The 17,063-nt window shown below is 52.0% G+C and carries 14 protein-coding genes, 2 tRNA genes and 1 pseudogene; 8 read left to right on the top strand and 9 right to left on the bottom strand.

Going from position 1 to position 17,063, the window contains the following annotated elements:
* Position 1: 1 nt before the first annotated feature.
* Positions 2–1,093: an amidoligase family protein gene (locus DXB00_RS12315; RefSeq protein ID WP_118729634.1), complete on the bottom strand. Its 1,092-nt coding sequence runs from the start codon at positions 1,091–1,093 to the stop codon at positions 2–4.
* A gap of 264 nt (positions 1,094–1,357) precedes the next feature.
* A complete protein-coding gene (locus DXB00_RS12310) occupies positions 1,358–2,377 on the bottom strand; it encodes a hypothetical protein (RefSeq protein WP_118729633.1) in 1,020 nt (339 codons plus the stop codon).
* A 59-nt stretch (positions 2,378–2,436) separates the two neighbouring features.
* Between DXB00_RS12310 and DXB00_RS12305 the strand changes: the two genes are divergently transcribed.
* The 3 genes from DXB00_RS12305 (at position 2,437) to DXB00_RS12295 (ending at position 6,079) form a co-directional block, all read left to right on the top strand.
* Positions 2,437–4,551 carry a DNA primase family protein gene (locus DXB00_RS12305; RefSeq protein ID WP_147359217.1) on the top strand — a complete coding sequence of 705 codons (2,115 nt, stop codon included), beginning with the start codon at positions 2,437–2,439 and terminating at the stop codon, positions 4,549–4,551.
* A 4-nt stretch (positions 4,552–4,555) separates the two neighbouring features.
* A complete protein-coding gene (locus tag DXB00_RS12300) occupies positions 4,556–4,750 on the top strand; it encodes a helix-turn-helix domain-containing protein (protein WP_118729631.1) in 195 nt (64 codons plus the stop codon).
* A 150-nt stretch (positions 4,751–4,900) separates the two neighbouring features.
* Positions 4,901–6,079: a tyrosine-type recombinase/integrase gene (locus DXB00_RS12295; RefSeq protein WP_118729630.1), complete on the top strand. Its 1,179-nt coding sequence runs from the start codon at positions 4,901–4,903 to the stop codon at positions 6,077–6,079.
* A gap of 113 nt (positions 6,080–6,192) precedes the next feature.
* Here DXB00_RS12295 and DXB00_RS12290 read toward each other — a convergent pair.
* From DXB00_RS12290 to DXB00_RS12260, 6 genes are all read right to left on the bottom strand, one after another.
* A tRNA-Ser gene (locus DXB00_RS12290) sits at positions 6,193–6,283 on the bottom strand.
* Positions 6,284–6,349: 66 nt separating this feature from the next.
* Positions 6,350–6,438, bottom strand: a tRNA-Ser gene (locus tag DXB00_RS12285).
* Between the two features lie 516 nt (positions 6,439–6,954).
* A complete protein-coding gene (locus DXB00_RS12280; protein ID WP_118729629.1) occupies positions 6,955–7,305 on the bottom strand; it encodes an arsenate reductase family protein in 351 nt (116 codons plus the stop codon).
* Between the two features lie 17 nt (positions 7,306–7,322).
* Positions 7,323–8,162 (bottom strand): hypothetical protein, encoded by an 840-nt coding sequence (locus DXB00_RS12275; protein ID WP_118729628.1) that lies wholly within the window; start codon positions 8,160–8,162, stop codon positions 7,323–7,325.
* A 343-nt stretch (positions 8,163–8,505) separates the two neighbouring features.
* Positions 8,506–9,732 (bottom strand): cation:proton antiporter, encoded by a 1,227-nt coding sequence (locus tag DXB00_RS12265; RefSeq protein ID WP_119215002.1) that lies wholly within the window; start codon positions 9,730–9,732, stop codon positions 8,506–8,508.
* 1,351 nt (positions 9,733–11,083) lie between these two features.
* On the bottom strand, positions 11,084–11,254 hold the full coding sequence (locus DXB00_RS12260) for a DUF362 domain-containing protein (RefSeq protein ID WP_110435960.1): 171 nt from the start codon (positions 11,252–11,254) through the stop codon (positions 11,084–11,086).
* A gap of 317 nt (positions 11,255–11,571) precedes the next feature.
* Between DXB00_RS12260 and DXB00_RS12255 the strand changes: the two genes are divergently transcribed.
* From DXB00_RS12255 to DXB00_RS12235, 5 genes are all read left to right on the top strand, one after another.
* Complete coding sequence (locus DXB00_RS12255) at positions 11,572–12,027, top strand: CtsR family transcriptional regulator (protein WP_118361133.1); 456 nt, start codon at positions 11,572–11,574, stop codon at positions 12,025–12,027.
* A gap of 59 nt (positions 12,028–12,086) precedes the next feature.
* A complete protein-coding gene (locus tag DXB00_RS12250; RefSeq protein ID WP_118729625.1) occupies positions 12,087–12,632 on the top strand; it encodes a UvrB/UvrC motif-containing protein in 546 nt (181 codons plus the stop codon).
* Positions 12,629–13,630 (top strand): ATP--guanido phosphotransferase, encoded by a 1,002-nt coding sequence (locus DXB00_RS12245; RefSeq protein ID WP_118729624.1) that lies wholly within the window; start codon positions 12,629–12,631, stop codon positions 13,628–13,630. Before DXB00_RS12250 ends, DXB00_RS12245 begins: the two co-directional genes overlap by 4 nt.
* 137 nt (positions 13,631–13,767) lie before the next feature.
* A complete protein-coding gene (locus DXB00_RS12240; RefSeq protein WP_118729623.1) occupies positions 13,768–16,263 on the top strand; it encodes an ATP-dependent Clp protease ATP-binding subunit in 2,496 nt (831 codons plus the stop codon).
* A 202-nt stretch (positions 16,264–16,465) separates the two neighbouring features.
* Positions 16,466–16,870 carry a hypothetical protein gene (locus DXB00_RS12235; RefSeq protein WP_118729622.1) on the top strand — a complete coding sequence of 135 codons (405 nt, stop codon included), beginning with the start codon at positions 16,466–16,468 and terminating at the stop codon, positions 16,868–16,870.
* Positions 16,871–16,943: 73 nt separating this feature from the next.
* On the opposite strand, the pseudogene DXB00_RS17345 reads toward DXB00_RS12235, so the two are convergent.
* Positions 16,944–17,063: pseudogene (locus DXB00_RS17345) on the bottom strand (acryloyl-CoA reductase electron transfer subunit beta); the annotation flags it as partial.

Raw genomic sequence — 17,063 nt, 5'->3', positions numbered from 1 at the left:
CTCATTCCTCCTCGCTTGCGGTGACAGGTTCGTTGACATACAGGCGGCGTTCCTTAAGATACTGGATAAGTTCCGGCTCCTTGATTTCGTCGAGGAAGTCAAACCAGCTCATGTCCTGTACCTGATAATCGGACAAAGAAACAGCCACCTCGACAAGATGGTTGACCATCTGCAAAGTGGCTTTCAGTGTGTTTAATTTCAAGGTTCCGCGGAACATCCGGATTTCTACGGTGTCAGAGTTCGTAAGGTTGACCGCCGTGTAACGTCCGGCGCAAGAGTTCTTCGCGTGGCTCATCTGCTCGGACGGCGTAAGACGGATACCATACCGAGCCGCCCAGCGGTTCATCTGGCTCTGCGTACGGCGGCTGAACCGCAGAAGCTCAGCCCAGAATTTCTCTACAAAGTAGAGCAGGCGGGCGATTGCGGCCTCCTGCTGTTCGTAGGTACAGCCAAATGCCAAGCGAGAGATATGAACGTGCAGGCCGCAGGTTCCTGCTGCATGGCTGAGATACCCCATGCGCTGTGCTTTGCAGAGTACCTGCTCCCACGGCATTTCGTTCAGATGGTATTCCAATGTCATGGGATGCGTGACAAGTTCCAAGCCTTCATCCAGACTGCCGTCTGTCTTAATGTACAGGTTTTCGGCGTTTGCGTTAGCAATGTCCAGCAGTTTCTGCGCGTTGCTGTTTACCGTGCCGCCCTCGTCGATTTCCAGTTCTACGCCAAAATGCCGCAGGCCCTTGCCGTGGAACACAAGGTCAGGCATATAGTTGTAGTCGTGAATCGCGCCCTCGTGATCGTCCCAGCAATCCGAGCAATAGGAATGATCGTCGTCATCGAAGTAGGCATCATAGCTGCGCAGGATGCAGCCACAGTCGTGGCAGCGGACATAGTGCTCGTCAAAACAGCCCTCGCAGAGCGTGTGATGATCGTCCTCAACGGCGCTTTCCTGATAGATGCGGTCGCCACAGTGGTCACAGATTACGGTCAAATGGTGGGCACAGTCCTCACAGAGCCAGTCACCCTCTACCTCAAACATCTTGCTGATTGAGTGCTCTGCACCGCAGTTGTCACAAATTCGAGTATCTTTCATTTTGGTTTCCTCCATTCAGTATTTGTTGGGTTATTGATACTTCATGGAGATAATATATAATTGAAAATACGCTTATTTACAGAAATAGTACAAATCCCCCATTTATGCACACATAAATGGGGTAAATCTTCTGTGTTCCGCGTTCCGCGTTCTGACGGTATACTTTTTACACTTATACTTATTATTACTATTATTCTTATTATACACTGTGGAAAAAGTATCTATGCGGAACGCAGAACGCGGAACAAATTTATTCTTTAAGAACTATTTGAACTGTTTTTTCGTATATTCATAATTTCTTATCATCATATCACGCAACTGCTCTTTATTATTGAGCGGATCAGAAGCAATTTCATACAACACCTCAAACAACTCTTCATTGCTAAAAATCAAATCCCAAATGACATGATATTTATGCTCTCCAGCTAATGAAGTTTTTTTATGAAACGTTAATCTGCGCTTAAACTTTTTTCGTTCATCTGGTGTAAGTTGCTCTGGATTAGCAGTATATTTCTTTTGCAATTCCCAACACTTAATAAAATTTTCCTGTTCTTCAAGTTCTGCGTGCGCTATATGATAAAAAATATCAGAATATATTGATTCTATTTTTTCGTTATTCCCTTGAGTATTTACTAAACCATCCTCTTTCTCAATAAATTCTTGAATAGTAACCTGTTCTTTCTTCCTTTGCTCCTCTTTTACCTTATCCGATGGTCGACCTGAAACAATAATAGGCTCAAACAATAATATATCACTTCTTTCAATAGTATCATCGTTATTCGTACGAACTACACGAGGACAATCTACCTGTCCTCCCAGATATTCAGCACTAACCCCAAATACCTTTGCAGCCCCACGACATATCCATTCAGATTTACTCTTCCCCTGTTCAACCTTCCACAACGACTGCTTCAATGCATCAACCCTTTTCTCCTCTTCCGATAACTCCTTTATCCTCGCCGCAACTTTGTCATTGGAGATATTTTTCTCTTCTCTTAACATCCTGTACCGTTCGCTAAAAGTCTTTGCATCAATCTGTAATTTTGTCGGAACCGCTACTCCTATATTACGCGACTTTGCTTGTAATTCTGGTATTAAACAAGGTTTTCCTTTTTCGTTATTTTCATCAACAGCCGCTTCGCTTTCTGCCGCATCTTGCTTGTTTTCCATCTCGCTGTCATCAATAATCTCATCTGGATTGACAGCATTTTTTTCGCTATTCTGACACTTATCGCCCTCACCGTTATCTGCCATTTTCTGCTTTTCTTCTTCATTACCCAGCATAATTTTAGCTTCCTTCAACTTTTGAAAAAATTACCTTTTATGCGAGCACTGTAAACTTTTTGAGCATCACAATTATTACTGTTGCCACTTTATTTTTATCACACGCCGCACACATCCAAAAAAGTTTCAAAAATCATCGTTTTTCGCGTTTTTCACAATTTGCAAACCACATATCACATCATGTAATATATAGCACGAAGAGGCCTCTAACACCAAAACAAGGAGGTATTCCTACGACATCAAACAATTACCCACTGGACAAAAACGGATACGCTATTCCCATCCTCTTTGATGCGATCAACTTCGGAAGCAACAAAGCAATACCCGCCGATTCACCGACAGCATCGCCAGAAGATGTGATGAACAATGTCCTGTCTGCATTTTGTTCCAATTCCTCTGATATTACTATATCACAACAGGAGTATACCAACAATACAGGCAGTCCAGAAAAAGCTATGTCCGTTCCCGCTCTGCCACCGGTTTCCTGTGCGCCTACACAGCAGGTAGCAGTTTCGATTCCACAGAATCAGCCTGCGCCAACAGAAACAGCCGTTTGTCCACCTGTAATAGAGCGTCCCAAAGCGGCCAATGCCGCGACTATCGCCAACCACATTGCCGCAACTGGAAAAATCCGCATCTACCAAGAGCACATTTACTGGTATGCGAACGGCTGGTATCACCTATTGCAGACCGGTGAGCTGCGCCGCCTGATGCGCGCGCTCTGTACTTCCGACATTGAAAAACACAGCAGCAAGCGGGTTTTCGAGGACATCGAAGTCTTCCTGCTCAGCAATTCCAAGCTGCTTGCTGAACCACCAGGCAACCATTCGCTGCTCTGCATCCAGAACGGTATCTATGATATGACAACGAACACCATATCGCCGCATACTCCTGCCTACTTTTTCACACATTGTCTGAATGTATCGCTGCCTACTCTGTGCCATGGTACGCCGCACTTTGACAATTTCATAGGTTTTATCACCGGAAATGATTACGCTCTGCAAATGCGTATCTGGCAAATGCTCGGCTATATTTTTGCCTGTGATACCGATGGTAAGGTATTCTTCCTGCTGCAAGGTGTCAGCAACAGCGGCAAAAGCGTGCTGCTTGAGCTGCTGCGCTCTATGTTCAATCCCGAAGCTGTGAGCACACTTGATCTTTACCGTCTTGGCGATCGTTTTTCCGGTGCAGCCCTGATTGAAAAGAAGCTCAATATCTGCGGTGATCTTCCTAATCGTACGCTCTCGGCACAGGCCGTTGCAACGCTCAAACAGATCACAGGACGCGATCTTATGACAGTGGAGGAAAAGTATAAGCCGCTTGCAACCATGGCACCAGCGATCAATCTCGTGTTCGCATCGAACTTTCCGATTCGGATGGCCGAAGAAGATACGGCGCTGTTATCCCGCATGGTGGTGATACCTTTTCGGTTCTCTATCCCTACGGAACAGCAGGATCATCTACTCACGCAGAAAATCCTTGCCGAGCGGGACGGCATCTTTCTCCGCGCAATCCACGCATATCACCGTCTGCTTGCGGACAAGTACATTTTTGCAGGACAGGCCCTCGTCGATCAACTGTTATCCCAGTCCTATGCATCGCCTATGTCCGAAAACCAGAATATCGCTGCATTTCTAAATGATTGCTGTATCCTGACCGACGATAACAGCTTTACCTCTACGCAAGACCTGCACGAAGCCTGCACCGCCTATTGCGTGGGACACGACTTGCCGATTATAACTGATCGAACACGCTTTTCGCGCATATTGCGCAGCCAGCTTGCGAATAAAGTCAAGCCGAAAAAAATACGGATCGGTGACAAGACCCACAATGGTACATCGGAATTAAACTATCGAACCAATAAGGAGAAACAAATTATGGGTAAGCATAAAAATAACTACAAAAGCAAAAATGGCCGCTACTATGTTCTCAAGGGCAGCAATGCCGTTATGATCGCCTACAACTGGGATCAGGCAAACGAATGTTTCCGGAAGTACATCTGCTCTCCTAAACGTCAAATCTCACACTGCTCTTACCTAGACGCACAGCACGATGCGCTGAACCACCTCAGAGAGATTGCACCCGGTCTTCCTATTCCACTCGAACTGCCGCTTGGCCGTATTATCACGGTCCGGTCGCTCATGCAGCAGTACTTAGGCAATACGGAGGTCTGATTCTATGGCAGCACAAGTAAAATGTATCACCTTATCCGCCCGTGATCTGGCTGAACTGCTCGGCATAAGCCGTAGCGCTGCCTATGCGCTCTTTCACCGTGAAGATTTCCCAACACTCAAAATAGGCCGCCGCCTGCTTGTAACACACGATGCACTGATGCAATGGCTCAAAGAGGACGCCGCCAAGAAAAGTGCCTGAATATGCAGCAGAGGGCAAGGTCTAAAACCTTGCCCTCATCTTATCTCACGCACAGCATTTATCCCCAGCTTGTGCAAAACTTGCATACCTGTGCTATACTATTTACATACAACCGAACTGTATGTGCCGGAAAGGAGTATTCTTTTACTTATGGCACGAAAAAATAAAAAGCGTGAAGCCGGAAGCGGCTCTATTACCAAGCGGAAAGACGGCCGCTGGCAGGGTCAGTATGTGTCCGGTTACGATCCGGAAACCGGAAAGCCTCGTCGTCATACCATTTACGGCCAAACACAGAAAGAAGTCGCAGAGAAACTGCGTGCTGCAACCTCCAGTATTGACAACGGCACCTTTCAGGAACCGCGTAAAATCACGGTAGCCGAATATGCCGCAGAATACATGACAACTCACGTTGCCACGCTGACCGATTCCACACAGCGCAGTTACGAGAAAAATCTTCGGCTGCATATTCTTCCCGCACTGGGTACTCGCCGTTTGACCGACCTCACCCACCGCGAGGTACAGCGCTTTGCTTCGTCTTTAGGCGCAGGCGGTAAAGGGCTTGCCCCCAAGACTGTACACACCGTATTCGGCACGCTGCACGCCCTGTTGACCGCTGCACAGCGCGATGAGATCTTACAGCGCAATGTTGCCGACTTCTGTTCTCTGCCGCGTGTAACGCAAACCCGCGCCAAAGCGATCACCTCTGCCGAGCTGAATCAGTTTCTCGATCTGATTCGCAAGGACGAATTCTATTATCTGTTCTTCCTCGATATTTTCTCCGGTATGCGCCAGTCCGAAATTCTCGGCTTGCGCTGGGCTGATATTGACTGGAACCGAAACAGCCTTGTTGTACGCAAGCAGCTCCAGCAGAAATGCAAGAAAGGTGATTACAGCTATACGCTCATTGACCCGAAAGAGAACAAGCAGCGGCGTATTGTTCTGGCTGACACCGCTATGCTTACCTTGCAGAAGCAGCGCACCAAGCAGCAGCGTCAGCGTTTAGCCGCCGGACCGCTGTGGAACAATTCGTTTGATCTGGTTTTCACCAATGAATTTGGCCGCGCACTCAACCACCAGACCGTATACAAGCACCTCAAGCGTCTGCTGCGTTCCTGCGGTATGGGGGATTATACGTTTCATTCTCTGCGCCACTCATTCGCTACGATTTCGCTGGAAAACGGCGATGATATTAAGACCGTGCAGACGAATTTAGGTCACAGTACAGCTTCGTTTACGCTGAAAACCTACGCTCATGTCAGTGACCAAATGCAGCGCAGCAGTGCCGCCCGTATGGAGGAGCTGATCTCCAGTTTGGGAGCCGTAAATTAGCCCGTTGCTGTCACGATTGCTGTCAAGGAAAATTAAGTCGTTCTAAAAGTTATCGTTTTCTATCTATAAATGCAGAAAAGCTGCACTTTTCGCAATAAAAAGTGCAGCTTTCATGGCGGAGACAGAGAGATTTGAACTCTCGCGCCGATTTCTCGACCTACTCCCTTAGCAGGGGAGCCCCTTCACCAGCTTGGGTATGTCTCCATGTCAAGGTGTTAAGTTGTGCGCGGAGTTATTCTCGATCGAACCCTCCGCGCGCAATCTCGTGATTGGCGGAACGGGTGGGATTCGAACCCACGCGCCCTTTCGGACAAACGGTTTTCAAGACCGCCTCGTTATGACCACTTCGATACCGTTCCGTATCTTGCCCGATAAGCAAGATATATTTTACACCAGATCCTCGTGTTTGTCAACACATATGTGAACATTTGTTCTCACTTTTTTCTTATCACAATTTCATGCAGAGATGCGACGCTCGCCGCGGGAGCAAAAAGGGTAGACATCTGCGGTTTCTACCCTCTTTGAACACCCGTTTCCCTTGGTAGCCTACCTTGGGTGCAGATGGTAGACTGCGTAAGCAGGAAAAGGAGTACGGCAGAGGATTTATTCTTCCGCGTTGTATCCGCATATTCGCATTTCGCTTACCGTACTGCTACACAGGTCGGCTACTCTACGCAGGCGCGGCACAAGGTGAATTGCCCGAAGGGCAAGAGAAGGTACTCTGAAGTATGACAGTGTCGCGCAACTCGTTGGTTTGTGCAGATTATTCATTTCCTGCGGGTATAATCACTGCTCGGTGTTAAATCTCTCCACTCTTAACTCATATTGCCAACAAAAAAACAGACGAACCACAAGGGTTCGTCTGTTTTTGTGCCTTATTTCAGCTTTTCTTCCCATTCTTTTACCTTAAAACCCGGAAGAGCAAAGTCCTCTCCGATGAGCAGCGGGCGCTTGACCAGCATGCCATCGGTCGCGAGCAGCGCATACTGCTCGTCCTCGGTCATGGCCGGCAGCTTATCCTTGAGCCCCAGCGCCTTATACTGCAGGCCGCTCGTATTAAAGAACCGCTTAAGCGGCAGACCGCTCTTTTCGTGCCACGCACGCAGCTCCTGCTCGGTCGGATTGTCCTGCTTGATATCACGCTCGTCAAACGCCACGCCGCGCTCCTGCAGCCACGCCTTCGCCTTCTGGCAGGTCGAGCATTTGGGATAGCATACAAACAGCATTTCGGTGTCCTCCCCTGTTAATCCTCGGCTGCCGTCTGCGCTGCGTCCGAGCGGCACAGGCAGAACAGCTCAGCAGCCAGCATAACGCACGCTGCTGCAGCCAGAATGCCGCGCAGCACCATTTTGATCGACCACATGGACGGAATGCCCATCAGCATAGCCAGACCGTAGCCGCCGATATCCGACACCGACATGGTGACCGCCACTGCGGCAAAGAACGCCAGCATAGCCGGCGCCGGCTTGCCAAACAGCAGACGCGCCAGTTCATAAAACGCCAGCACAATCATCACATCGGCAACCAGACCAAAGCCGAACGACGCCAGCTTCGGATCGGTGCAGGTCATGCGGTAGTTGACCAGCAGATGCAGGCAGCTCCAGAACAGCGGTACGAGCGTCATTGCGGCGCTCTTTTCCGTCATCTGTACGCCCTGTGCCTTGGCCAGACCGATCATGCAGCCGCCGGTCAGCACGCCCATGATCGCGTAGACGATCTCCAAAACGCGTGCCCATGCAGCTGCGTCCTGCTCTACCGTGGTGATGGTCAGATACAGGTAACCCAGACTGCCCGCCGCTACAATCAGTCCCGCAACGACAGCCGCCATGCGGAACAGCACCTCTTTCGTGCCGAGCAGCTGCTCAAACGGTACCTTATTGCGCGTCTTAAGCGGCAGCGCCAGCACAGCATATACGATTGCACTGATAGCGAACAGCGCGATCACGAACCAGATCCATTTATCGCCTGCCGTCGGCAAGCCGGTGCTTACGTCAAAACCGTTCAGCAGGTGCAGCGCGCGCAGCGCAATCCCCGGAACGCACAGCACGACCGCCAGAATCGGCAGAAGCTTCGTTGCTTTCATGTTGTTTCCTCCATTAAGAGATAGTATTAAACGCTACTATTATAGCATACTTGCCGCAAGGCTTCAATACAGCGAATAATTGATATTTGCATATAAAAACAACCGCCTGTTCAAAACAGACGGTTGTTTCGCGCATTGCGCGTGTTCAATAGAATTTGCCGTGCAAATTCCAAAAATCCGGGAGCATGTACCGGCGCAGCGCGGCCGAGAAGCCGCGCAAGGATAGCGCAGGATTTTTGACTTTGAGAGGGAGAAAATTTCCGTACGGGAACTTTCGGACAACTTTGGAACAGCCTGCGGTCCGTTCCTGCTTGCCGACGGAACCATGGTTCTGCGACAGCAATCAGTGCTGGCTTACCTTGGGCATCTGCACCTTTTCCTGTGCATTGAACTCCGTGTTTGCCGGAGTCTGCTTACTCATGCCGAGCTTGAGCAGAATCGGCGTTACCAGCGTAGTAACGATAACGACCAGTACGATCGGCGGGAACATGTGCGGGTCGATCAGACCGGCCTGCTCGCCCTTCTGTGCTACGATCAGTGCAACCTCACCGCGGGATACCATGCCCAGACCGATGGAGAACGCATCATAAGTCTGGAAGCCCATGATGCGGGCACCAATGCCACAGCCGATGATCTTGGTCAGGATTGCAACGATGGTCAGTACCACTGCGAAGATCGCCATGGTGCTGGTCAGACCTTCCAGGTTGGTCTTAATACCGATGGAAGCGAAGAACAGCGGAGAGAACAGCATGTAGCCGAGCACGTTGGTCTTGCTTGCAACGTAGTCACGCGCAGAGGACAGACGGCACATTACGATGCCTGCGAAGTATGCACCGGTGATATCTGCAATACCGAAGTAACGCTCTGCAACGTAGCTCATCAGGAATGCGAATGCTACCGCATAGATTGCAATACGGCGATGATGATGCCACTTCTCCTCCATCTTGAGGAATACGCGGTACATAACGAGACCAACAACCAGTACGAAACCGAAGAACGCAACGATGCGGCCGAGTACCAGAATCGGCTTTACCGACGGGTCAGTCAGTGCGGTCAGAATGGTCAGCACCACGATACCGAGGATATCGTCGATTACAGCCGCGCCGAGGATTGCTGTACCGACTTTACTTTTCAGCTTGCCCATCTCACGCAGGGTCTCGACGGTGATCGAAACCGAGGTAGCGGTCAGAACGACACCGATGAAAGCAGCCTTCAGCATGTTCATCGGGTCAGTCGGATCATTGTCGAACGCCAGATAGCATGCAGCACCACCGATCAGCGGCACGATAACACCGATCAGCGCAATAACGAAGGACGCAAAACCGGTGGTTTTCAGCTCGTCCAGATCAGTATCCATACCTGCGTTAAACATCAGGATGATTACACCGATCTCAGCGGCCTTTACCAGAAAATCGGTCTCGCCTACCCAGCCGAGGCAACTCGGGCCAACCAGCACACCGGCAATCAGTGCACCGACAACCTGCGGCATATGCACGCGCTCCGAAGTAAGGCCGAATACCTTTGTGAACAACATGATGATCGCAATCGTCAACAGAAAGTCATATGACATTGTTCCCACCCTTTCTTAATGTGATAACCTTTTGCATAGAATATTATACTCTTTTTCGCGCAAAGAACCAGATAAGATTTCAATTTTTACTCCGTGATTTTGAACGAAATTACCAAACAGCGCATTCAATCTCTGTGCACTCTGCCAGTTTCGCTATTTTCTGACATTATCCAGCAAATCCTTCCGAAATCGCCTGTTCCTCCTCATCAGCCACGTGCGTGCGCGCGCCCATGCGGCTGCGGAATACGGCGCGGCAGAACGGACCGACCACGAAAATCCGCAGCGGATACGCCAGCAGAAAGCCTAACTCGTCTAACTTGGATTGTTTTTTCTGCCCCGTCTATGCCGCAAGGCAAAAAAAGAACGCCTTGCGAGCATAAGCTTGCAAGGCATTGAAATTTCAGTTTTTCCATTATATCATATTGTGTGGAAATTTCAAGTGTTTTTTTTCTTCGCCTATTCCTATTATATATAGTCGCCGCTTGAGAAGCGAACGAAATGTGCGCTGACGCCGCGCGGGCGCACAAGAGGGTAGACACCTGCGGTTTCCACCCTCTTGTGTATCTCCCCTTTCCCCTAGAGGGTCTGGCGCAGACCAGAGACCGGCGACCGCTCCGAAATGGGGGAACGGCAGTCGGGTTACCGTTGCGTGTCTTTCGTGAAATATTCGCAGTTCACAGATAGATTACTGCTACACAGGTGGTTTACTCTACGCAGGCGCGGCATAACCGTGCCGCGCAATTCGTTAGCGCGTTATGATAGACAGCACCTACGAGGATAAATTGTACCAAACGTCTAAATTCGTAGGTGCCGTGCGTTACAACGTGCCAAAGTGTTGCGCGGCACTGCTATGCCGCGCTCTGCGCAGAGTAGCCCGTATGTGTAGCAGTACGCTGTCTGTGAACTGCGAATAGGTTGCAAAACAAACGCTGCGGTAACCCGACTGCCGTTCCTCCATTTCGGAGCGGTCGCCGGTCTCTGGTCTGCGCCAGACTATCTAATAAGGGAAAGGCAGGAGTTCAAAGAGGAAGGGAAACCGCAGGTGTCCCTTCCTTTTTGTCCCCGCCGCGGATGCGGCAGTCTCCCGCGCTCCGCAGAGCGCAATTCCCTGCTGAGGTTCAGCGAAAAACTCTCCGCCCGTTAGGGTGAACTGCCTGCTCGGTTCAAATACCCCGCTCATCCGGTGCAGAAAAAGGTGCCGTCCGGAAAGGGACGAACACGCTTACGTAGTTCGCGTACCCCAACCATCCGGTGCCAAGAATGCCCGACCGCTCTGCTGTTTTAGGCAAAAGTAAAAACCCCATTCCGAACGGAACAGGGTTTTGTACTTCGCTTTATATGTGTTCAGGAATTAGCCCTGAGAGATAGCGCCTACCGGGCAGGAACCTGCGCAGGTACCGCAATCTACACATGCGTCAGCGTTGATCTCGTACTTGCCGTCGCCCTCAGCGATAGCGCCAACCGGGCACTCGCCAGCGCAAGAGCCGCACATAATGCAGCCGCCACCGATAACATATGCCATTGGTATTGCACCTCCAAATGTATTTTACAATTATCATTTTACCACAAGATTTAAAAAAAGCAACAAAAATAAGTGGTTAGTCTTTGGTAACTTTTATCATAGTACACAATTTGGGTCAGTTTATGAAAAACCGAGAAAAATCGTGATTCAAAGCGATATAACGAGAAAACCAATGGTTAGCCTTATCTACCTCTCTTTAATAGTCAGAAATGGTCAAATTTTTCTCTTGATTTTGGACGCCTCCGGATATACAATATAGACAATGATCAGGGAAGGTCAGATGAGTGAGTGCCTTTCCCGGAAGGAAGTGAAACACCATGAAAATGTCCGATGTGATCGCCGACTTCATCGGTGAGATGCTGTCAGACGGCGGCGGCGTTGCTGAGCTGCAGCGCAAAAGCCTTGCTGACCGGTTTTCGTGCGTACCGAGTCAAATCAATTATGTGATAGAGACCCGCTTCACACCGGAGCATGGTTATCTGGTTGAGAGCCAGCGCGGCGGCGGCGGTTTCATCCGCATCATCCGCCTGCTGGATGACAAGCAGCGCACGCTGCTCGAAGCGGCACGCGGTATTGGCGGACGGCTAAGCCAGAACGACGCGGCGCGTCTGACACGCGCTCTCGTTTCCGCTGAGCTGCTTACCCAGCGCGAAGGTCAGCTGCTGCTGTCCGCCTGCTCGGACGGTGCGCTGGCGGAGGTTGATAAAACCGACCGCGACAGACTGCGTTCTGCGATTTTCCGATGCGCAGTCATGGGCGTTGCAACAACGTGATGCCCTTTTCTCCGTAAACACTACATTATATATAATCTCTCAGAGAGGAGTTTTGACTTATGAAATGCGAAAAATGCGGCAAGAATGAAGCTACCATGTATTATAAGGAAATCGTAAACGGTGTCACCCGTGAGATGCACCTGTGTCCGGAATGTGCACAGAAGGAAAACCTCGGCGGTGCGTTTGAAAACGCATTTCAGTCGATGAACCACTTCTGGAGCGATCCGTTCCATTCGTTCCTCGGCGGCGGCTTTGGCAGCCTGTGGAATGACATGCTGGGCGAGGCGGCTCCGACCGCTACCATGCTCGGCACCGAGCGCAAGTGCCCGACCTGCGGCATGACCGAAAGCGAGCTGCGCCGCACCGGCCGCGTCGGCTGCCCGGACTGCTACGCCACGTTTGCGGATATTCTGAATCCGTATGTACAGAAGATTCACGGTGCAACGCGTCATATCGGCACGGCACCGGCGGCGCCCGAACAGCCCAAGGCTGACCCGGTGGCTGACCTCAAGGCACAGCTGAAAGCGGCAGTTGAAAGCGAAGATTACGAGCGCGCAGCAAGCCTGCGCGATGAGATCCGCAGAATGGAGGGCGAACAGAAATGAGTATGTTTGAGATTCACGGCGGCTTTACCGGTCTGGCTGCATCCAGCCGCGTCCGCCTGGCACGAAATATTAAAGGCTATCCGTTCCGTCTGACCGAACAGCAGCACAGTGAAATTGCTGACAAGATATTCGCTGCACTGAAAGAAAATCCGACCATCGGTCCGGAGTTTGACAAGAAGCAGATCATCCCTCGTTCGACCGAAGCCTCTCAGCTGGTCGAGGAACACCTCATCTCCCCCGAGCTGGCGCAGAACGGCGGCTGGCTGATTGTCTCCAAGGACAGCGGCGTGTCCATCATGGTCGGCGAGGAAGATCATCTGCGTTTGCAGGTCATCGGCACCGGCCTTTGCCCGAAGGAATGTCTCGAAACCGCAAACCGTGTAGCTTCGCTCATCGAAGCGGCGCTGCCGTTCGCGTATGACGAGCGTCTCGGCTACCTGACCGCCTGCCCGACTAATATCGGCACCGGTCTCCGCGCCTCCATCATGCTGCATCTGCCGATGCTGACCGCAACCGAGCAGATGGACCGCATCATCGGCTACGCGGGCAGCCGCGGCTGTGCCGTTCGCGGCACCTACGGCGAAGGCTCGCAGGCGGTCGGCGGATTCTATCAGGTGTCCAATCAGGTTACTCTCGGTGCGTCTGCCGCAGAGCTGACCGACAAGCTAGTAGAAACGGCAACCACCATCATCGACGCAGAGAAGAAAGCGCGCGAGCAGGTACGCAGCCAGAACGAACCCGCACTGCGCGACCGTATTTACCGCGCAGCAGGCACGATGAAGAGCGCCTACCTCATCGACACGAGCGAAGCCGTACAGTGCATTTCCAATGTTCTGATTGGTCTGCAGATGGGTTTCCTGTCCGGCATGGACGCGCAGAAGCTGTACGCACTGGAGGAGCACATCCGTCCGGCAATGCTGAACGGCGCACCGCAGGACCGCGATAAGAAACGCGCGGAAATCCTGCGTGAAGCGACAAAGTCTATTCAATTCAACTAATCACCTGTCCCGCAGGGGCGCACAGTGTGCGCCCACTCCAACCACGATGCTGAAATCCGGACGCACACTGTGCGCCCCTGCGAGGACGTTTTACCTCTAAATCAAGCTATTTTCCTACTCTGAAAGGAGTGTTATTTATGTTCTATCAAAACCGTTTTACCGAGCGTGCCCGTCAGGCACTGACGCTTGCACAGGAAGCGGCCGCTTCGTTCGGTCACAGCTACATTGGCTCGGAGCACCTGCTGCTCGGCCTGCTGCGTGAAGGCGGCGGCCCGGCCGCCAAGGCACTCACTGCCGCAGGCGTGACCGACGAAGCTCTCGTTCATCAGATCGAGGAGCTGTCCGGCCGCGGCACCCCGGATTCCACTGCGCCGCAGGGCATGACGCCGCGCACCAAGCGCATTGTAGAGCTGTCCGTACAGTCCGCGAACGAGATGGGCACCGGCTATGTCGGCACCGAACATCTGCTGCTCGGCATCCTGCGCGAAGGGCAGAATGTGGCACTGACCGCGCTTGCTAACCTGAAAATCACCCCGCAGATCCTTGTCGAGAAGCTGAATGAAGCGCTCGGCGGCGTACAGGACAGCGTTTCCGGCGAGCCTGGCACTGCTGCAAACGGCGGCGCTGACAGCAAGGACGCGCTCAGCCAGTTTGGCCGCGACCTGACAGCCGCTGCCAAGGAGGGCAAGCTGGACCCGGTTATCGGCCGCTCCAAGGAGATTCAGCGTGTCATCCAGATTCTGTCCCGCCGCACCAAGAACAACCCGGCGCTGATCGGTGATCCGGGTGTCGGCAAGACCGCCGTTGTCGAGGGTCTGGCCCAGAAGATTGTTTCCGGCGACGTACCGGAGACCCTGAAAGGCAAGCGCCTGATTTCGCTCGACCTGACCGGCATGATCGCGGGCACCAAGTACCGCGGCGAGTTCGAGGAGCGCATCAAGAAGGTCATTGAAGAGCTGACCGCCAAGAAGGACACCATCCTGTTCATTGATGAGATGCATATGCTGATGGGTGCCGGTGCGGCTGAGGGTGCAGCGGATGCTGCGAATATCCTGAAGCCGGCACTGAGCCGCGGCGAGGTACAGGTCATCGGCGCGACCACGCTTGACGAGTACCGCAAGAATATTGAGAAGGATGCCGCTCTGGAGCGTCGTTTCCAGCCTGTTCAGATCAACGAGCCGTCCGCCGAGGATGCCGTTGAGATTTTGAAGGGTCTGCGCGACAAGTACGAAGCACATCACCGCATCAAGATTCCGGACGAGGCTATTGAAGCCGCTGTCAAGCTGTCTGTCCGCTATGTAACCGGCCGTTACCTGCCGGATAAGGCAATCGACGTAATTGATGAGGCCTGCTCCCGCGTTCGCCTGTCCAGCCTGACCACTCCGCCGGATTTGAAGCAGCTCGAGGACGAAATTGCCGCCGTTGCTGCAAAGAAGGAAGAGGCCGTCAAGGGTCAGGACTTTGAGAACGCCGCCAAGCTGCGTGACGAGGAGAAGTCCAAGCGCGAAGCGATGGAGGCCCGCAAGAAGGAGTGGGCTGACCAGCAGACCAAGTCGCACGGTGCTGTCACCGAGGACGACATTGCAGCCGTTATCTCCGGCTGGACCGGTGTTCCGGTTGCTCAGCTGACCGAGGACGAGGGACAGCGCCTGCTGCACCTCGAGGATACGCTGCATCAGCGTGTCATCGGCCAGAGCGAGGCTGTAACCGCCGTTGCTAAGGCAATCCGCCGCAGCCGTGTCGGCCTGCGCGACCCGAAGCGCCCGATCGGTTCGTTCCTGTTCCTCGGCCCGACCGGTGTCGGCAAGACCGAGCTGAGCAAGGCACTGGCCGAGGCCATGTTCGGCGATGAAAATGCGCTGATCCGCATTGATATGTCCGAATATATGGAGAAGCACGCCGTTTCTCGTATGATCGGTTCGCCTCCGGGATATGTTGGCTACGATGAGGGCGGTCAGCTGTCCGAGAAGGTTCGCCGTCATCCGTACTCGGTTGTCCTGTTCGATGAGATCGAGAAGGCACACCCGGATGTATTCAACATCCTGCTGCAGATCCTTGAAGATGGTATCCTGACCGACGGTCAGGGCCGCCATGTAGATTTCAAAAACACCATCATCATCATGACGTCCAACATCGGTGCACAGAAGATCACCGGCAGCGGCCGCAAGTCGCTCGGCTTTGCGGACGGCAAGCCGGAGGACGCTGCAGAGCGCACCTTTGAGCAGATCAAGGCCGACGTTATGGCGGAACTCAAGACCGCGGTTCGTCCGGAGTTCCTCAACCGTATCGACGACATCATCGTGTTCAACCGTCTGAATGAGGACGAGATTGCACAGATTGCCGACGGCATGCTCCGCAAGGTTGCTGCCCGCATGCAGGATATGGAGATCACCATGGATTGGACCGAGGCCGCTAAGAAGCATCTGGCTAAGGCTGGTTTTGATCCGGTTTACGGTGCCCGCCCGCTGCGCCGCGCTGTTACCAACGAGGTCGAGGATCTTGTTGCCGAGGAATCCCTTGAGGGCAAGATCAAGAAAGGCGACAGCGTAACGCTCGATGCCGCCGACGATAAGCTGGTGCTGACGCATAAGGATGCAAAGGCTTCCGCAGAAACTGAAAATAAGGACGAATAATCCTTATCCGGATAGCGAAAGAGGTACGATTCGTGAGAATCGTACCTCTTTGGGTTTTGCGTCTTTTTGGTCTGTGCACAGAATTGAGAATGAAAAATGGAGAATGGAAGCACCCGTAATTCGCAACCAATCGAAATCTATTCTTCCAAATCGGACCGATTTTATAGTATAATGAACATATACAAGACAAGGCGGTGATACCATGCTGAAGCCACGAATCAAAGCAATTTTCGTCCTGCTGTTCGCCACCATTGCGATTATGGCTGTAACGGTCAAAAACACGCCGCCGGTTTCGGAATATATGCAGACCGGAATCCGGCTGTCCGACCTGCCAGACAAGGAGTGTGTTGCATTTATGGCATCCAAAGGGGCACACATGCCGGGTCATTACAAGCAATCGCTTTATTTTCCGGCTGCAACCAAGGACTATATCACCACTTTCGAGCAAAACCCGTATAAAACACTGCGTGGCGTATACAGCGACACATCCACAAATCAATACGTCGAAGATGTCCGCAAAATCGTGAACGACTATTACGGGATTTACCATGTCGAATATTATCTTGACCGCGACCCTGAGTATCCCAGTGTAGGCGCCGAACAATGAACCCAAACAGCACAAAAAGCCTCTGTCCATCGGACAGAGGCTTTTCTATCAAATCTGAACGATATTCAGTTGATTACTTAGCAGCCTTAGCAGCCTTGATTGCGTCGATCATCATCGGAACAACCTTGAACAGGTCGCCGCAGATGCCGTAGTCAGCTACGTCGAAGATCGGAGCGGAATCAGACTTGTTAAC

The organism is Butyricicoccus sp. OF10-2, from assembly GCF_003481925.1.
Classification (GTDB): Bacteria; Bacillota; Clostridia; order Oscillospirales; family Butyricicoccaceae; genus Agathobaculum; species Agathobaculum butyriciproducens.
This window is presented reverse-complemented; position numbering and strand designations above follow the sequence as displayed.